15 protein-coding genes and 2 pseudogenes are annotated in these 15,201 nt (G+C 71.7%); 6 read left to right on the forward strand and 11 right to left on the reverse strand.

Going from position 1 to position 15,201, the window contains the following annotated elements; translation table 11 throughout:
* The first annotated feature begins 275 nt into the window (after nucleotides 1-275).
* Both SOY78_RS07155 and SOY78_RS07160 read left to right on the forward strand, forming a co-directional pair.
* Entirely contained in the window at nucleotides 276-1,697 is a 1,422-nt protein-coding gene (locus tag SOY78_RS07155; RefSeq protein WP_036337238.1) for a hemolysin family protein, read from the forward strand.
* Nucleotides 1,697-2,713, forward strand: coding sequence for a CNNM domain-containing protein (locus tag SOY78_RS07160; RefSeq protein WP_036337237.1), 1,017 nt, complete (start codon nucleotides 1,697-1,699; stop codon nucleotides 2,711-2,713). Before SOY78_RS07155 ends, SOY78_RS07160 begins: the two co-directional genes overlap by 1 nt.
* Nucleotides 2,714-3,166: 453 nt before the next feature.
* Here the strand turns inward: SOY78_RS07160 and SOY78_RS07165 are convergent, their stop codons facing one another.
* Nucleotides 3,167-3,556: a heavy metal-responsive transcriptional regulator gene (locus SOY78_RS07165; protein WP_036382791.1), complete on the reverse strand. Its 390-nt coding sequence runs from the start codon at nucleotides 3,554-3,556 to the stop codon at nucleotides 3,167-3,169.
* Nucleotides 3,557-3,612: 56 nt separating this feature from the next.
* Between SOY78_RS07165 and merA the strand changes: the two genes are divergently transcribed.
* Entirely contained in the window at nucleotides 3,613-5,076 is a 1,464-nt protein-coding gene (gene merA, locus SOY78_RS07170; protein WP_271437660.1) for a mercury(II) reductase, read from the forward strand.
* Nucleotides 5,077-5,347: 271 nt separating this feature from the next.
* Here merA and SOY78_RS07175 read toward each other — a convergent pair whose 3' ends face one another.
* From SOY78_RS07175 to SOY78_RS07185, 3 genes are all read right to left on the reverse strand, one after another.
* Nucleotides 5,348-5,488: a hypothetical protein gene (locus tag SOY78_RS07175; RefSeq protein ID WP_165381393.1), complete on the reverse strand. Its 141-nt coding sequence runs from the start codon at nucleotides 5,486-5,488 to the stop codon at nucleotides 5,348-5,350.
* Between the two features lie 64 nt (nucleotides 5,489-5,552).
* Nucleotides 5,553-6,464, reverse strand: coding sequence for a cation diffusion facilitator family transporter (locus tag SOY78_RS07180; RefSeq protein WP_324701357.1), 912 nt, complete (start codon nucleotides 6,462-6,464; stop codon nucleotides 5,553-5,555).
* The gene (locus SOY78_RS07185; protein WP_044659923.1) at nucleotides 6,464-6,838 is read right to left on the reverse strand and encodes an ArsR/SmtB family transcription factor; all 375 of its coding nucleotides are present in this window, start codon (nucleotides 6,836-6,838) and stop codon (nucleotides 6,464-6,466) included. The genes SOY78_RS07180 and SOY78_RS07185 overlap by 1 nt, the downstream gene beginning before the upstream one ends.
* Nucleotides 6,839-6,916: 78 nt before the next feature.
* Between SOY78_RS07185 and SOY78_RS07190 the strand changes: the two are divergent.
* The 3 genes and pseudogenes from SOY78_RS07190 to SOY78_RS07200 form a co-directional block, all read left to right on the forward strand.
* A pseudogene (locus SOY78_RS07190) lies at nucleotides 6,917-7,051 on the forward strand (ArsR family transcriptional regulator); the annotation flags it as partial.
* A 44-nt stretch (nucleotides 7,052-7,095) separates the two neighbouring features.
* Nucleotides 7,096-7,990 (forward strand): IS5 family transposase gene (locus tag SOY78_RS07195; RefSeq protein ID WP_324701358.1). Its coding sequence is split into 2 segments (ribosomal slippage): nucleotides 7,096-7,452 and nucleotides 7,454-7,990, totalling 894 coding nucleotides; the frame shifts between segments, so codons are not numbered across the junction.
* A gap of 113 nt (nucleotides 7,991-8,103) precedes the next feature.
* Nucleotides 8,104-9,110 (forward strand): annotated as a pseudogene (locus SOY78_RS07200) (IS481 family transposase).
* A 266-nt stretch (nucleotides 9,111-9,376) separates the two neighbouring features.
* Here SOY78_RS07200 and SOY78_RS07205 read toward each other — a convergent pair.
* The 7 genes from SOY78_RS07205 to rpe all read right to left on the reverse strand — a co-directional run bounded on the left by SOY78_RS07205 (nucleotide 9,377) and on the right by rpe (nucleotide 15,200).
* Nucleotides 9,377-9,508 carry a hypothetical protein gene (locus SOY78_RS07205; protein ID WP_020624531.1) on the reverse strand — a complete coding sequence of 44 codons (132 nt, stop codon included), beginning with the start codon at nucleotides 9,506-9,508 and terminating at the stop codon, nucleotides 9,377-9,379.
* Nucleotides 9,509-9,926: 418 nt separating this feature from the next.
* Entirely contained in the window at nucleotides 9,927-10,409 is a 483-nt protein-coding gene (gene ribH, locus SOY78_RS07210) for a 6,7-dimethyl-8-ribityllumazine synthase (protein ID WP_020624532.1), read from the reverse strand.
* The gene (ribB, locus tag SOY78_RS07215; RefSeq protein ID WP_282963520.1) at nucleotides 10,406-11,719 is read right to left on the reverse strand and encodes a 3,4-dihydroxy-2-butanone-4-phosphate synthase; all 1,314 of its coding nucleotides are present in this window, start codon (nucleotides 11,717-11,719) and stop codon (nucleotides 10,406-10,408) included. Before ribB ends, ribH begins: the two co-directional genes overlap by 4 nt.
* A complete protein-coding gene (locus tag SOY78_RS07220; RefSeq protein WP_020624534.1) occupies nucleotides 11,716-12,372 on the reverse strand; it encodes a riboflavin synthase in 657 nt (218 codons plus the stop codon). Before SOY78_RS07220 ends, ribB begins: the two co-directional genes overlap by 4 nt.
* Nucleotides 12,373-13,506 (reverse strand): bifunctional diaminohydroxyphosphoribosylaminopyrimidine deaminase/5-amino-6-(5-phosphoribosylamino)uracil reductase RibD, encoded by a 1,134-nt coding sequence (gene ribD / locus SOY78_RS07225; RefSeq protein WP_324701359.1) that lies wholly within the window; start codon nucleotides 13,504-13,506, stop codon nucleotides 12,373-12,375. It lies immediately after the preceding gene.
* The gene (gene pnuC, locus SOY78_RS07230) at nucleotides 13,503-14,207 is read right to left on the reverse strand and encodes a nicotinamide riboside transporter PnuC (RefSeq protein ID WP_004167571.1); all 705 of its coding nucleotides are present in this window, start codon (nucleotides 14,205-14,207) and stop codon (nucleotides 13,503-13,505) included. The genes ribD and pnuC overlap by 4 nt, the downstream gene beginning before the upstream one ends.
* Nucleotides 14,208-14,528: 321 nt before the next feature.
* Nucleotides 14,529-15,200 carry a ribulose-phosphate 3-epimerase gene (rpe, locus tag SOY78_RS07235; protein WP_170747838.1) on the reverse strand — a complete coding sequence of 224 codons (672 nt, stop codon included), beginning with the start codon at nucleotides 15,198-15,200 and terminating at the stop codon, nucleotides 14,529-14,531.
* Nucleotide 15,201: the final 1 nt, after the last annotated feature.

Below are 15,201 nucleotides of genomic sequence, written 5' to 3' on the forward strand. Positions count from 1 at the left end.
CTCAGCAATCGCCTTCGATTGCCTCGCACGGGTACACCCGATGGGACATCGTGGCGGGCAGAGGCGGGATGCCGGCTGCGAGGCCACACCCCCATCTTGCCCTGAGACCGATTACCGGTGGTAGCGTACCGCCATTATTCATTCGACCCCTTATGGAGCCCCTGAATACATGAGCGACGGCCCAGCCGCCTGCCCTGGTGACAGTCCGAGCGTCACCCCCACCCCACCCCGCAGCTGGCGGGGTCGCCTGCACCTCGTGGGGAGGTGACTCAGGCATGGATCCAGTCCTGACACTGATCCTCGGATCCCTCATCATCCTGGCGATCATCGCCGCCAACGGCTTCTTCGTGGCCCAGGAATTCGCGTACATGTCTGTAGACCGCGTCCGCCTGCAGACCGCCGCCAAGGCCGGCGACCGCGCCGCCGCCCGCGCACTGCAGGTCACTCGCCGCACCTCCTTCATGCTCTCCGGCGCGCAGCTGGGGATCACGGTCACAGGCCTCATGGTGGGCTACGTGGCAGAGCCGATGGTGGGTGCGGCCCTGACCGAGTTGCTCGGCGGCACCGCACTGCCTTCTGAAGTGGTCATCGCCATCTCCACGCTGGGCGTACTGGTGGTGGCCACCCTGGTGCAGATGATCATCGGCGAGCTGTACCCCAAGAATTTGGCCATCGCCAACCCCGAGCCCCTGGCCCGCGCTCTGGCCCGGCCCACACAGATCTACCTCGGCCTGTTCGGCTGGCTCATCTGGGTCTTCGACAAGGCGGCCGAGGTGCTGCTCAAGCTCCTGCGCATCGAGCCAGTGCACGACGTCGACAGCACCGCCTCCGCCGAGGACCTGGACCGCATTGCCCTGGACTCCAGAGCTTCCGGATCCTTGCCCGCGGAGGTCTCCGTCCTGATCGACCGGGTGCTGGACTTCCCAGACCAGGACGTGCAGCACGCGATGGTGCCCCGCTCGCGTGTGGACGAGGTTCAGCCCCAGACCTCCCTGGCTCAGGTGCGCGACCTGATGGCCACCGGCCACACCCGCTACCCGGTGATCTCGAACGAACACGAACCGCTCGGGGTAGTCCACCTCACCGACCTGCTCGGTGAGACCCGGATGGCCCCGGACACCCCCGTGTCCGCCCTGATGCGCCCTGCACTGGTGCTGCCCACGATGATGTCCCTGCCCGACGCAGCCCGGGAGCTCGACGGCTCAGGGCAGCAGATGGCGTGCATCGTGGACGAGTTCGGCGGCTTCGTCGGCGTGCTCACAGTGGAAGACCTCGCGGAGGAGCTCGTGGGCGAGCTCACGGACGAGCACGACCTGCACCCCCAGGAGGAGATCACCGCCACAGGCCTGCACTCCTGGGTCCTGAGCGCAGAGGCCCACCTGGACGAGCTCGAGCGCCTCGTCGGGCACCCCCTGCCCGTGACCGAGGCCGAGTCCGCCGCCGGTCTGACCATCGACGCTCTGGGCCGTCTGCCCCGGGAAGGCGAGGTCATCACGATCGACCTGCCCGAGGACCCACGAGACTTCGGGGCTGAGGAGGTCTACGACCGCCACCTGCAGGTCGAGGTCCTCTCCATCCAACGCAGGGTCCCGGCTCGACTGCGGATCCACCTCATCGAGGTGCCCCGCTCTGACACCGCCGGCAGCCATGCCGCCCACGAGGCCCAGCCCGACGCCACCACGGACGAGGAGCGATGATGCACGGTCCACTGATCGTCATGCTCGTGACCACAGCGCTGATCGTGCTCAGCGCGATCTTCGTCATCATGGAGTTCTCCCTGCTGGGCGCCCGCCGGCACCGGCTAGAGGCCGAGGCAGGACGCAGCCGCGCCGCGCGGGCCGCTCTCAAGGGAGTCGACGAGCTGACCCTCATGCTCGCCGCAGCCCAGTTGGGCATCACCTTGTGCACCTTCGCCCTGGGGGCGATCACCAAGCCGGCCGTCGACGCATGGCTCGGCCCCGTCCTGGAGGACTGGGGCATCCCCGCAGCGGCAGCCGGAACCGCCTCCTTCGTCCTGTCCTTGCTGGCCGTGACCTTCCTTCACCTGGTCATCGGGGAGATGGCCCCCAAGTCCTGGGCCATTGCCCACCCCGAGACCGCAGCCAAAGCCGTGGCCGTGCCCGCACGCGCCTTCGTCTGGACCGTTCGCCCCCTGCTGCTGCTGGCCAACCGGCTGGCCAACCGCCTGGTGACCCTCAGCGGCGTCACCCCCGTGGACCAAGCCGCCGTGGGCGGCTACGACGCAGCGGCCATTCGTCAGCTGGTTGAGCACTCCGCCGCCGCCGGCACCCTGGACCGGCAGAACCATGAAGCCTTGGCCGGTGCCCTGGACCTTCAGACCCTCACTCTCGGGGACCTCCTCCCCCAGGGTCAGCACCCGGTCAAGGTCGCCCCCGACGCCGACGTCGAGGCGGTCCAGAATGCCGCTGCGTGCTCAGGGCACTTGCGTATCCTGGTCCAGCCGGACCATACCCCTGAGAGCGTTCCGGGCGTCGTCCACGTGCGGGACACCCTCACGATGGAGCCTTCTGCGCCAATCCAGCCGCTTATCCAGCAGGCTCTGACGCTGCCCTCCACCACACCGTTGCACGAAGCACTTGCCTCCATGCGCCGCAACAGCCGCCAGCTGGCCGCAGTAACCCAGGACAACCGGTTCACTGGGGTCGTCACCCTCACCGACGTCTTGCGCGGAGTGTTGCCCCGCGCGGCTTGAGTCCACACCTCGGCAACACCACCGCGGGGGCCGCTGAAACGGCCCCCGCGGTGGTGTGGACAAAGAATCAGAATCGGCACAGTGGCCTCGCCCCCCATTCCGGCCTCAATGGGCTCAGTCATGCTCCGACTCACGGGCGTGTAACGGCTAAATCGGTCGTTTGTGGCGGCTGCTCGGTGTGCCGCCCGGTGTCATGTGTGGCTTGCGCCGCTATATGGCGGGGTTCTGTCGGAGCTCAGTGGCGGCCTCCAAGCACGCGGGCAAGAGGGCGCTGCGAGTGAGGCTCACGTTCCGCAAGCCGATCCTTCACCGGGACAGCGGCCGACGGCAGGCCGGAGGAATAGGCGTCGCGATAGGGTGCACCCCGCGCAACAGAACCGTTGCGAAAGGTCTAACACCCCAACGCAACAGAGTGGGCCGCCATGCGCTGCCACGGGCCCGTGAACTTCGGTGTCACAGGTAGCGGCAGACATCCTCCGGGGAGCACGTGGCCGGGTCGCCGGCGGCGGCGTCCTCGCGCAGGTCGGCGATCGTGGTGCGTAGCTGCGCGAGCTCGGCGAGTTGCCGGTCGATCACATCAAGGCGGGTGTCGAGCAGGTCGGTGACGTGCCGGCAGGGGGCCTGCCCCCGGTCGCGGATGTCCAGCACCTGACCGATCTGGGCCAGGGTCAGCCCGGCCGCTTGCCCCCGGCGGATGAAGTCCAGCCGGTCGAGCACCTCGGCGCCGTAGTCCCGGTAGCCCGCCGGGGTGCGGTCCGCGGCGGGTAGCAGCCCGACCTCCTCGTAGTACCGCAGGGTCTTGCTCGTCGTGCCCGACGCCCGAGCCACCTCACCGATCCGCATGCCACTCATTCTCCCCCTTGACCTTCCAGTGCACTGGAAGGTCGATCCTGAGGGCGATGAAGGAGGAGTTCATGACGGCAACGGCTAACAGCAGGTCGTATGACCTGGCAATGATCGGGTTCGGTGGGGCGGCGTTCGCGGCCGCGATCCGCGCCACCAACCTCGGCAGACGGGTGGTGATGATCGAGCGTGGCACCGTCGGCGGTACCTGCGTGAACACCGGGTGCGTGCCCTCCAAGGCCTTGCTCGCGACCGCCGAGGCCCGCCACGTCACACTCGACGCCTCCCGGTTCCCCGGCCTGCCGCTCCCCGAAGTCCGGCCGGTCGACATGCCCGCCTTGATCGCCGGCAAGGATCGGCTCGTCGGGTCACTGCGTGGCGAGAAGTACCTGGACCTGGCCACCGAGTACGGATGGGATCTCCACCCCGGGGACGCCACGTTCGTCGGCACACCCAGCGAGCCGGCACTGCGCGTCACCGGCCCTGACGGCACGGTGGAGACGGTCCGGGCCGCGCACTACCTCATCGCCACCGGCTCCAGGCCCTGGGCGCCGCCGGTCCCCGGCCTGCAGGAGGCCGGTTACCTGACCTCGACCACCGCGATGGAACTGGACCACGTCCCGGAGTCGCTGCTGGTCATCGGCGGCGGCTACGTCGCGATGGAGCAGGCCCAGCTCTTCGCTCGGCTCGGCGTCCGGGTCACCATGCTGGTCCGCTCACGGCTGGCGTCCCAGGAAGAACCCGAGGCGTCCACCGCCCTGGATGAGATCTTCACGGACGAAGGCATCCAGATCATCCGCGGCGCGGTGCCCAGCGCGGTCCGCCGCGACCCGGCCACCGGCGAGGTCACGGTCACTGCCACCACCACTGACGGCTCACAGGAACTCCGGGCGGCCGAGGTACTCGTCGCCACCGGGCGCCGCCCGGTCACCGCCACGCTCGGTCTCGACACCGTCGACGTGCGCACCGGCGACCACGGCGAGGTGGTCGTCGACAGCCATCTGCGCAGCACCAACCCGCGCGTCTGGGCTGCCGGTGACGTCACCGCCCACCGTCAGTTCGTGTACGTCGCCGCGGCCCACGGCGCCCTCGTCGCCGACAACGCCCTCACCGGCGCCGGCCTCGAGGTCGACTACCGCCACCTGCCCCGGGTCATGTTCACCAGCCCCGCCCTGGCCGCCGTCGGGATGACCGAACGGCAGGCCTCCGCTGCCGGGATCCGCTACGACAGCCGTGTCCTGTCACTCGCGCACGTCCCACGCGCGATCGTCAACCGCGACACCCGCGGGTTCATCAAGATGGTCACCGACGCCGACACCGGCCGCATCATCGGCATTACCGCCCTGGCCCAGGACGCCGGCGACCTCGCCGCCGCCGGGGTCTACATGCTCGAGGCCGGCATGACCACCAGCCAGGTCGCCAACCTCTGGAGCCCCTACCTGACCATGGCCGAAGGCCTCAAGCTCACCGCGCAGGCCTTCACCACCGACATCGCCAAGCTCTCCTGCTGCGCGGCGTGAACCTGCCCCGCACACAGGGACACCGATAGGGGACCGCCTCGCCCCGGGGCGCGAGACAAGAAAATGGGCGCCGATCAGCCCTACTTACTGGCACCCCTGCGTATCGGACCTGCAACCACCGGGGAGTTCAGTCGATGCAAGAACTCCCGTCCCAGGCCTATATCTGGACGTCTTCACGACCTCTACGTGCTCGACCCGACGAGGACAGCACTGGACGACGCGATGACCGCCTTGCGGCGCCGCCATGAGGCCGCGGTCCGTTTGGGCCGCGTCACCGCACCACCATGACCACGATCGTCACCACGTAAGCCGCGGCGACCAGACCGATCCCCAGCAGGGTGAGCACCACCCCGCGCCGGGCCGGCCGCTGGCCCTCGTCCGGCCCGGGGCCCTTGCCGTGCTTCGCGGCCATCGCGCGCTCCTAAGACGTTGCTCAAGCATGTGCGGCTCTCGCGAGCGGGCTTCCGTGCCGAGTGCTACCAGCTCAGGTTGTGACAGCCGTCGCTGCCGGCGCCCTCCACCTGCAAGGTGGCATGGGCGATACCGTAACGGTCGCGCAGCACCCGGCGCGCGCCGGCAAGCACGGCGCCGTGGTCCGCGCCCTGGTCAGCGACCAGGTGGGCCGTGGCCACGTTCATCCCCGACGTCAGGGTCCACAGGTGCAGGTCGTGGACCTCCTCCACCCCCTCGACCGCGTCCAGGTCACCGGCGACGTCCTCCGGGTCCACCCCTTCCGGGGCGTGCTGGCCCAGCACCGCGATCACCTGCCTGCCCAGAACCACCGCCCGGATGATGACGAAGACCGCGATGAGCGCCGCGACCACGACGTCCCAGATCGGCTGGCCGGTGAGAATGATCAGCACGCCGGCGACCATGACACCCACCGACCCGGCGGCGTCGGCGATCACCTCGTAGTAGGCGCCCTTGACGTTCAGGCTGTCCTTGGCCCCGCTGCGCAGCAGCAGCATGGAGATGATGTTGATCACCAGGCCGGCGAAGCCGACCGCGAGCATGGCGCCGGAGGCCACCTCCGGCGCGTCGCCCAGCCGGCTGATGGCCTCGACCACCACGTACACCCCGACCGCGAGCATCGCCAGCACCGCCAACGCCGAGGCGAACACCTCGGCCCGGTAGGAGCCATAGGTGCGTCGCCCCGTGGAGTCCGGCCGGCTCGCGATGCGCGTCGCCAGCAGCGCCGCACCCAGCACCACCACATCGGCAGCCATGTGCCCGGCATCCGACAGCAGCGCCAACGACCCCGACACCAGCCCCGCGACCAGCTCGATCAGGAAGAAGCCCGCCGTCAGGGCGAACGCCCCCGCCAGCCGCCGACGGTAGCGGCCACCGGCACGCCCGGTCGCCGGGGCATGGCTGTGTCCCGCCCCCATCAGCCCTGCCCCTCGTGGCGGGCGTGCTCACGGGAGACGTCCAGCAGCATCCGCACATGCCCGTCAGCGAGGCGGTAGTACACCATCCGCCCCTCCCGGCGGTTCTCGACCACCCCAGCGGTACGCAGCACCCGCAGCACCTGGGACACCGACGCCTCCGCGACATCGACCGACGCCGCCAGGTCACACACGCACAGCTCGCCGGCCTCCAGCAACGCATACAGCGCCCGGGCACGGCGCGGGTCCCCCAGGAGCTTGAACAGCCCGGCCAACCTGCCGGCCTCGCGCTCGTCGGGGATCCTCTCCCGGGTCAGCGCCACCTTCTCCGGATGGACGGCGGTGACCTGACACGAATCCAACGGCGTCACACTCATGCCACGACCATACACCTATGCAGATATCAGCAGCGGGAGCCACACACGAGAGGTCAGCAGGTTCTGTATGGTCAGCGCATGCTGACTATTGCTTCGCGGCTGGACGTGATGAACCGGCTGGGCCGGGCGATGGCCGACCCGACCCGCTCCCGCATCCTCATGACACTCCTCGAGGGCCCGAGCTACCCGGCGGTACTCGCCCGCGACCTAGGGCGTGTCTGAGAATAGATGCACGAGTCAGCTGAGACCCTGGGGACATGTCCCGGTTCCAGATGCTCTCCGACGCCCAATGGGAGTTGATCGCCCCGATGCTCCCGACCCGGACCGGCCGCGCCGGCAGGCCGTTCGCCGACGCCCGCACCATGGTGGAGGCGATCATCTACCGGTACCGGTGCGGAATCGCTTGGAGGGATCTGCCCGAGGTCTACGGGCCCTGGCAGACCGTGTGGACCTGGCATCGGCGCTTGGCCGAAGAAGGCACCTGGGACACGGTGCTGGCCACGCTGACCGCCGCCGCTGACGCCGAAGGCCTGATCGATTGGTCGGTCTCGGTGGACTCCACGATCGCCCGCGCCCACCAGCACGCGACGAACATCACCCGCCACACAGGGGGATGGATCGAACTACAAGAATCCGCGTGAGGAGCCGGCCGATCACGGCATCGGGCGCTCCCGTGGCGGGCTGAGCACGAAGATCCATCAGCTCGTCGATGGGACCGGGCTGCCGCTGGTCAGCCTGATCACCCCCGGCCAGGCAGGGGACTCCCCGATGCCGCTTCCTCTTCTGGAGCAGCTGCGCGTGACCCGGCCAGTAGGGCGGCCCCGGACCCGCCCTGCGGCGGTGCTGGGCGATAAGGCGTACTCCTCCCGGGCGATCCGCACCCACCTACGCGCCCGTGGGATCAAAGCGGTCATCCCCGAACCGGCCGACCAGCAGGGCCACCGCAGACGGCGCGGTGCCCGCGGCGGGCGCCCCATTGGCCTCGACGCGGACGCCTACAAGGGCCGCAACGTCATCGAGCGTCAGTACGCTCACCTGAAGCAGTGGCGGGGTCTGGCGACCCGGTATGACAAGTACGCGATCATCTACAGGGCCGCTGTGGTGCTGAATGCTGTGATCGCATGGTCCAAACGATTGTCAGACATGCCCTAGGTGTTGTGGGTCATGAGGTTCTTGCCACGGGGTACGGGCTGAGATGAGACGAGCGGGCCTCTCCCGCAGGATGGAAGTTCCTCAACAACCCACCTGCCCGAAAAGACCCACTCATGACTCACGCTAACGCACCCCTGACCCCGACCGGCCGTCTCAGGATGGTCCACCGCCACCTGCACGACGGCATCCCGCAGGCACACGTGGCCGCCGAGTTCCGGGTGAGCCGGCCCACGGTGGCCACCTGGGTCGCCCGCTACCGCGCCCAGGGAGAAGCCGGCCTTCAGGACCTGCCCAGCCGGCCGCACCGTTCACCTGCCCAGCTCGATCCGGTCCTGGTCGCCCAGATCCACGCCCTGCGGCGGGAGCGCAAGTGGTCCGCACGGCGCATCCATCACCACCTCGCCTCCGAAGGCCACCAGCTGTGCCTGCGCACCGTGGGGGGTGGATGCACCGGCTGGGCATCTCCCGGTTGCCAGACCTCGCGCCCACGGGTGAGGACCTGCGCCAACGACCACAGAAGATCACCGCCCGCGGCCCGGGGCACATGGTGCACCTGGACGTGAAGAAAATCGGGCGCATCCCCGAGGGGGGCGGCTGGCGTGCTCACGGCCGGGACTCCGAGAACGCGCGAGCGGCCAAACGCGGGCCTGGCCGACGGGTCGGGTACACCTACCTGCACTCGGCGATCGACGGGTTCACCCGCCTGGCGTACACCGAGGCGTTGGAGGACGAGCGGGCGGCCACGACCGTGAGCTTCTACTGCCGGGCGAGGGCGTTCTTCGCCGCCCACGGGATCCGGATCGACAGGGTGATCACGGACAACGGCAACAACTACCGGGCCGTGGACTTCACCCGGAAGGTGGTCTCGCTCGGGGGCCGGCACCACCGGATCCGCCCCTACACCCCGCGTCACAACGGGAAGGTCGAACGCTACAACCGGCTGATGGTGGACGAGGTCCTCTACGCCCGCCCCTACACCTCAGAGCAAGCTCGGCGTGAGGCCCTTCAGGTGTGGGCGAACCACTACAACTATCATCGGCCTCATACCTCCTGCGGAGACGCCCCTCCGGCCTCACTGGCACCGACCCGAGTCAACAACGTCATGCCCTCCTACAACTAGGGCTTCGATGACCGCGGCCTGGCTGGGCGTTGCCGGGTTCGTGGCGGCCTCTCGACGCACCGCGTCGCGGATCGCTTCGGGCACTCGCACGTTCAGGGCCACGGTCGGCGCCCCACGCCGCGCCAGGGGCGCATACCCACCGGCCGGGTCCGAGGTTGTTGCCGGTTCTGCGGGGATCACCGCTCCGGGAGCCGGGGTCTGGGGGGCCGGGGTGGGCTTGCGTCGCTGTGCTCGCAGACTCAGGTCGGGCTCAAGCTGCTTCTCGTTCATGCGGTGATCCTTTCGAAGATGAGGCCGGCCAGGTCGGCGTAGGCGGAGGCGACGGGTTCGCGCTTCTCATAGTGGCCCAGCCAGTCGCAGGCCAGACGTGCACCGGGGACGATGGAGCGGGCCGGCACCAGGGGGGTGAGCAGCAGCCCGGTCTCGCGCAGCTCCCAGCAGGGCCATGGACTGTTTGAACGCGGCCACGCTGCGGCAGGCTCCGTGCACCCCGACGCAGTCGTCCGAGGCGGGGCGGGCCGCATAGATCACCCGTCTGCGGCGGTGAACGCGTTGGGGGTCAACGGCCCGCCCTGACGGTCGGGGCAGTGGACGACGAGCTGTGGATGCCGCGAGCGAGACGAAGGGCGGGGGCGTCTCGTCTCCGCCTCTATCGTCGGGTCCCCGCGCCCTCCGGCCGACCCCATCCATGACGGCGCGGGGCTGCCGTCGTTCCGGACGGGCCCGGTTGACCGGCCTGTGATCACCCCACCGGCCCCGGGGACAGGGTCCACGTCGAGAGCAGCCGACCCAGCAGGCAGTCCCGCCCGGCCACCCTCAGTCCCGTGGCGTGACCGAGCGCAGCGCGAGCTCGGTGAGCACCGCCGCCTCGAGGGCCTCGCGGCCCTTGTCCTCGCGGGATCCGGGCAGGCCCGCCCGGTCGCGGGCCTGCTGCTCGGTGTCCACGGTGAGCACGCCGAAGCCCACGGGAACGCCTGTGCGCACCGAGACCTCCGTCACGCCCTGGGTCACGGACTGGCACACGTAGTCGAAGTGCGGGGTGTCCCCGCGCACCACGACGCCGAGGACCACGACGACGTCGAAGCGCTCCGCCAGCCGCGCCGCAGCGACGGTGAGCTCGACGGTGCCGGGCACGCGCACAAGCACGGGCTCCAGGCCCAGGTCGGCCGCGGCGGCCTGCGCCCCGGCGATCAGCCCGTCCATGATCTCCGTGTGCCACTGGGCGGCGACGATCGCCACGTTCAGGCCGCTCGCAGCGGCGGGGTCAGGGGTGAAGGTCGGGGCTCCGGCGCCGCTCATGGGGTGTCCTCCTGGTGGGTGGGGTGGGTCGGGTCGGTGGTCGGGTCATCGGCCGGCGTGGCGGGGCCGCCGGTGGCCGTCGGCGGTTCGAGCACGCGGTCCGCCAGGGCGTGGGCCATGCGGTCCCGCTTGGTGCGCAGGTAGACGACGTTGTGCTCGGTGACGGGCGTGGGGGCCGGGACACGCTCGACGACGTCGATGCCGGCCGCCCGCAGCCCCGCGACCTTCGCGGGGTTGTTGGTGACCAGGCGGATGCGCCGATGGCCGGCGGCCGTGAGGACGGCGGCGGCCCCGGCCCAGTCGCGCGCCTCGGCAGGCAGACCGAGGGCGAGGTTGGCCTCGACGGTGTCCATCCCCTCCTCCTGGAGCCGGTAGGCGCGGATCTTGTTGGCCAGGCCGATGCCGCGTCCTTCGTGGCCCCGGAGGTAGAGGACGGCGCCGCCCTCGGCCGCCGCGCGGGCGAGGGCGTCCTCGAGCTGGGGGCCGCAGTCGCAGCGCAGGGAGCCGAGCACGTCGCCGGTGAGGCACTCCGAGTGCACGCGGACGGTGAGGGGACGCTCCGGGTCGGTCTCCCCCGCCACGAGCAGCAGGTGCTCGGCCCCGGTCTCGGCGTCCACGTGCACGCTCACGCGGAACAGGCCGTGCCGGGTCGGCAGGGTGGCCTCGGCGGGGACGGCGGTCAGGGTCGGCGTCGTCTCCTCCAGGTGGGCCACGAGGTCCTCGATGGAGATCAGCACGAGGCCGTGCTCGTCGGAGAACTCCCGCAGGGCGGGCAGGCGCATCATGGTGCCGTCGTCGTGGACGAGCTCGGCGATGGCGGCCACGGGCGCGACGCCGGCCAGGCGGCACAGCTCGACGCCGGCCTCGGTGTGGCCGCGGCGGGCCCGGACGCCGCCGGGGACGGCGCGCAGAGGGAACACGTGACCGGGCCGGGTCAGGTCACCGGGGGCGGCACCGGGGTCGGCGAGCACGCGGAGGGTGCGGGTGCGGTCGGCGGCGGAGATGCCGGTGGTGACGCCGGCGGCGGCGTCCACGCTCACGGTGTAGGCGGTGCCCTTGGGGTCCTCGTTGACGGTGGTCATGGGCGGCAGGGCCAGGCGGTCGGCCAGGCCGGCCGGCAGGGGCGCGCAGATGACGCCCGAGGTGTGGCGGACGGTGAAGGCGGTGACCTCGTCGGTGGCCAGGGCGGCGGCGTAGATCAGGTCGCCCTCGTTCTCGCGGTCGGCGTCGTCCACGACGACGACGGGCCGGCCGGCGGCGATCGCGGCGATCGCCGCGGGGACGGGGTCCAGACGGATGTGATCGCTCACGGGCGGGCCTCCTCGGTGGGTGCGGCGGGGGCGGACGGGATGAGCGCGAGACGCTCGGCGTACCGGGCGAGCACGTCGGTCTCGAGGTTGACGCGGTCGCCCGGCCGCAGGGCGCCCAGGGTGGTGGCCTCGAGCGTGGCCGGGATGATGCCGATCTCGAACCAGTGCGCGGCCGCGCCCGGGTCGGAGACGGCGGTGACGGTGAGGGAGACGCCCTGCAGGGCGATGGCCCCCTGCGCGGGGACGTAGCGGGCCAGGCGGGCGGGCAGGCCGATGCGCAGGGTGGTCCAGGCCCCGTGCGGGGTGACCGCGAGGACCTCGCCGGTCCCGTCCACGTGGCCCTGGACCACGTGCCCGTCCAGGTGGTCGGTGGGGCGCAGGCAGCGCTCGAGGTTGACCCGGTCCCCCGGGGCGCGGTCGCCGAGGCTGGTCATGCGCAGCGTCTGGCCCATGAGGTCGGCACGGAACACGCCGGGGCGCTCCGTGGGCTCGTCGAGGGCCGTGAGGCACACGCCGTCGACGGCGAGCGAGCCGCCGGCGGGCAGCCCGTCGAGGGCGCCGCCGGCGTCGAGGGTCAGCAGGGCGGTGTCGGCGGCCGCGTCGTGCTCGAGGGCGACGACGGTGCCGAGATGGGTGACGATGCCGGTGAACACTCAGTCCTCCTGGAAACGGGTCGGGGCGGGGGCGGTGGGCAGGCGCGGGGCCGGCACCGGGCTCAGGTGGGTCCAGACGTCGACGCCGAGGGCACGGACGGGGCCGCCCTCCGCGGGGTCGGGGTGCCAGCGCAGTCCCTCGGACAGCGTGGCGACGTCCAGGCCGGCGACGGCGGCGCGGCCCGGGCCGAGCAGCAGGGGCGCGGTGTAGACCATGAGCTCGTCCACGAGGCCGGCGCGCAGCCACGCGCCGAGCACGCGGGGCCCGCCCTCGATGAGCACGTGCTCGGCACGGCGGCCGTGGGGCCAGGGCCCGGGGTGGGCCGCGAGCGCGGCCAGGACGGCGTGCGGGTTGTGGTCGAGGACCTCCAGCACCACCGGGTGGGTGCGCAGGGCGGCGCCGTCGGGCACGGGCCGGTGACCCTGGACGACGGGCACGGGCTGGTGCGCGAGTTCGGCGCCGACGGCGTCACGGGCGGTGAGGCGGGGGTCGTCGGCCAGCACGGTCCCCGTGCCGACGACGATGGCGTCGACGCGGGAGCGCACCTCGTGGGCGTGGACGCGGGAGTCCGGGCCGGTGATCCACTGGCTCGTGCCGTCGGCGGCCGCGGCGTGGCCGTCGAGGGACTGAGCGAGGTGCCCGGTCACCCACGGACGGCCTGCGTCGCGGACCTCGCGCCAGCGGGCGGTGAGCGTGAGGGCGGCCGCCTCGCCGGTGGGGCCGGTGACGTGCACCCCGTGCGCGGCGAGGCGGGCCGCGCCGCCGCCGTCGTGACCGGTGGGGTCCGCGACGGCGTAGCGCAGTGCGCCGATCCCCGCGTCCAGGACGGCCTGCGAGCAGGGGCCGGTGCTGCCGGTGTGGTCACAGGGCTCGAGGGTGACGTGCAGCGTCAGGCCGGCGGGGTCGAGGGCGGCCAGGGCCGGATCCGCGGCGCGGGCGGCCCGCCAGCGGGTCAGGGCGTCGACCTCGGCGTGGGCAGTCCCCCGTCCGCGGTGGTGGCCGACGGCCAGGACGCGGCCGGCCTCGTCGGTCAGGACGGCCCCGACGAGGGGGTTGGCGCCGCGCACACCGCGCAGCGCGGCGCGGACGGCGAGGTCCATGGGGTCGGCGGACGGGGTCTCGGCGGCGCTCATCGGGCGACGTCCCCCTCGGGGCCGTCCGGCAGCAGCGTCTCCACGGCGGGCTTGTCCCGGTCTGTGGCGCGCAGCCACACGAAGAAGCCGATCAGGGTGAAGGCGCCGTAGAAGGCGTACATCACGGCCGAGGCGTAGTAGCCGGTGCTCCACAGCAGGGGCACGCCGACGACGTCCACGGCCACCCAGATCAGCCAGAACTCCACCCAGCCGCGCGCCATGCCGTAGGTCGCCAGCAGCGATCCCACGAACGTCCAGGCGTCCGCCCACACCGGCTCCCACGAACCCAGGGCGCGGAACACGGGGGTGAGGGCGACGGTGCCGACCGCCATGGCCGTCACGAGGAACACGCGCCCGCGCCAGCCGGCCCACTCCGGGGTGATGGCGGGAGCGTCCTCGGCGTGGCCCCGGCGGGCCTGACGCCAGCGCGCCCAGCCGTAGACGGAGACGGCGATGAACATGACCTGTCGGCCGGCCTGGCCGAGCAGGGTGGCGTGATCGGCCCCCGTGAACAGGGAGGCGAGGAAGACCGTCAGCAGGATGAGGTTGCCGAGGATGCCCACGGGCCAGGCCCAGACCCTGCGCGCCATGCCGCCCAGGGCGGAGGCGAGGCCGAAGACGTTGCCCAGCACCTCGCGCATGAGCAGGCCGCCGCCGGCGACCGGGATGGTCCAGTTGAACGCGTCCACCAGCCAGTCCATGACCGTGACGCCACCTCCTCGGATCGGGACTCCGAGGGGTGCGCTCCGCAGCCCTCCCGCGCAGGGCGCGAAACGGCTCCGCCGCGTGCCTCTCCCATCCCGACTGTACGGTCGGCACCGGAATTCCACCGGTCAGGCCGCCCGGCACCGCCTCGGATGAGGACGGGCCGCGCGGTTAGCGGGCTGTCACCGCCGGTGCGGACTTCCACCGCATCTCGGAGCACGTTGCTGTCCAGCAGTATCGCACGCCCGGCCGGCCGCGCACGACGGACGACGCCGGACGACGTCCGGCGCGGCGGCCGGGCGACCGCGTCGCCGGGCTCAGTGGCAGGCGCGGGCGGCGGCGGTGCGCAGGCCGACGAGCGCGGCGTCGGGGTCCTCGGCGCCGAACACCGCGGAGCCGGCCACGAACACGTCGGCCCCGGCCTCGGCCGCGCGTTCGATGGTCTCCCGGTTCACGCCGCCGTCGACCTGGAGGGCCAGCGGGGCGGGCCCGCCGTCGAGGGCGCGGCGGGCCCGGCGGATCTTCGGCAGCACGACGTCGAGGAACGCCTGCCCCCCGAAGCCGGGCTCCACGGTCATCAGCAGGAGCATGTCCAGCTCCGGGAGCATGTCCAGGTAGGGCTCGACCGCGGTCGTCGGCCGCAGCGCCATGCCGGCCTTCGCTCCGGCCGCGCGCAGCTCGCGGGCCAGTCGGACGGGCGCCGCCGACGCCTCGGCGTGGAAGGTGACGGACTCGGCCCCCGCTTCCGCGTAGCCCGGCGCCCAGCGGTCGGCGTCCTCGATCATCAGGTGAATGTCCAGCGGCAGGTCCGTGGCGCGTCGGATCGCCTCGACCACGGGCAGGCCGAGGGTGAGGTTCGGGACGAAGTGGTTGTCCATGACGTCCACGTGCACCGCGTCTGCGCTGGGGATGCGGGCCAGCTCGTCGGCGAGGCGGGCGAAGTCCGCGGACAGGATCGAGGGGTGCAGGCGCGGGGCGCGGGCGGTCATG

Origin of the sequence: Micrococcus sp. HOU01 (assembly GCF_035609305.1) — a bacterium.
GTDB lineage: Bacteria > Actinomycetota > Actinomycetes > Actinomycetales > Micrococcaceae > Micrococcus > Micrococcus luteus.

What these genes read in the sequence shown, in the direction of transcription:
- SOY78_RS07155 (WP_036337238.1), top strand. Translation starts at nt 276, where the DNA reads ATGGATCCAGTCCTGACACTGATCCTCGGATCCCTCATCATCCTGGCG.
- SOY78_RS07160 (WP_036337237.1), top strand. Translation starts at nt 1,697, where the DNA reads ATGCACGGTCCACTGATCGTCATGCTCGTGACCACAGCGCTGATCGTG.
- SOY78_RS07165 (WP_036382791.1), bottom strand. Translation starts at nt 3,556, where the DNA reads ATGCGGATCGGTGAGGTGGCTCGGGCGTCGGGCACGACGAGCAAGACC.
- merA (WP_271437660.1), top strand. Translation starts at nt 3,613, where the DNA reads ATGAAGGAGGAGTTCATGACGGCAACGGCTAACAGCAGGTCGTATGAC.
- SOY78_RS07175 (WP_165381393.1), bottom strand. Translation starts at nt 5,488, where the DNA reads ATGGCCGCGAAGCACGGCAAGGGCCCCGGGCCGGACGAGGGCCAGCGG.
- SOY78_RS07180 (WP_324701357.1), bottom strand. Translation starts at nt 6,464, where the DNA reads ATGGGGGCGGGACACAGCCATGCCCCGGCGACCGGGCGTGCCGGTGGC.
- SOY78_RS07185 (WP_044659923.1), bottom strand. Translation starts at nt 6,838, where the DNA reads ATGAGTGTGACGCCGTTGGATTCGTGTCAGGTCACCGCCGTCCATCCG.
- ribH (WP_020624532.1), bottom strand. Translation starts at nt 10,409, where the DNA reads ATGAGCGGCGCCGGAGCCCCGACCTTCACCCCTGACCCCGCCGCTGCG.
- ribD (WP_324701359.1), bottom strand. Translation starts at nt 13,506, where the DNA reads ATGAGCGCCGCCGAGACCCCGTCCGCCGACCCCATGGACCTCGCCGTC.
- pnuC (WP_004167571.1), bottom strand. Translation starts at nt 14,207, where the DNA reads ATGGACTGGCTGGTGGACGCGTTCAACTGGACCATCCCGGTCGCCGGC.
- rpe (WP_170747838.1), bottom strand. Translation starts at nt 15,200, where the DNA reads ATGACCGCCCGCGCCCCGCGCCTGCACCCCTCGATCCTGTCCGCGGAC.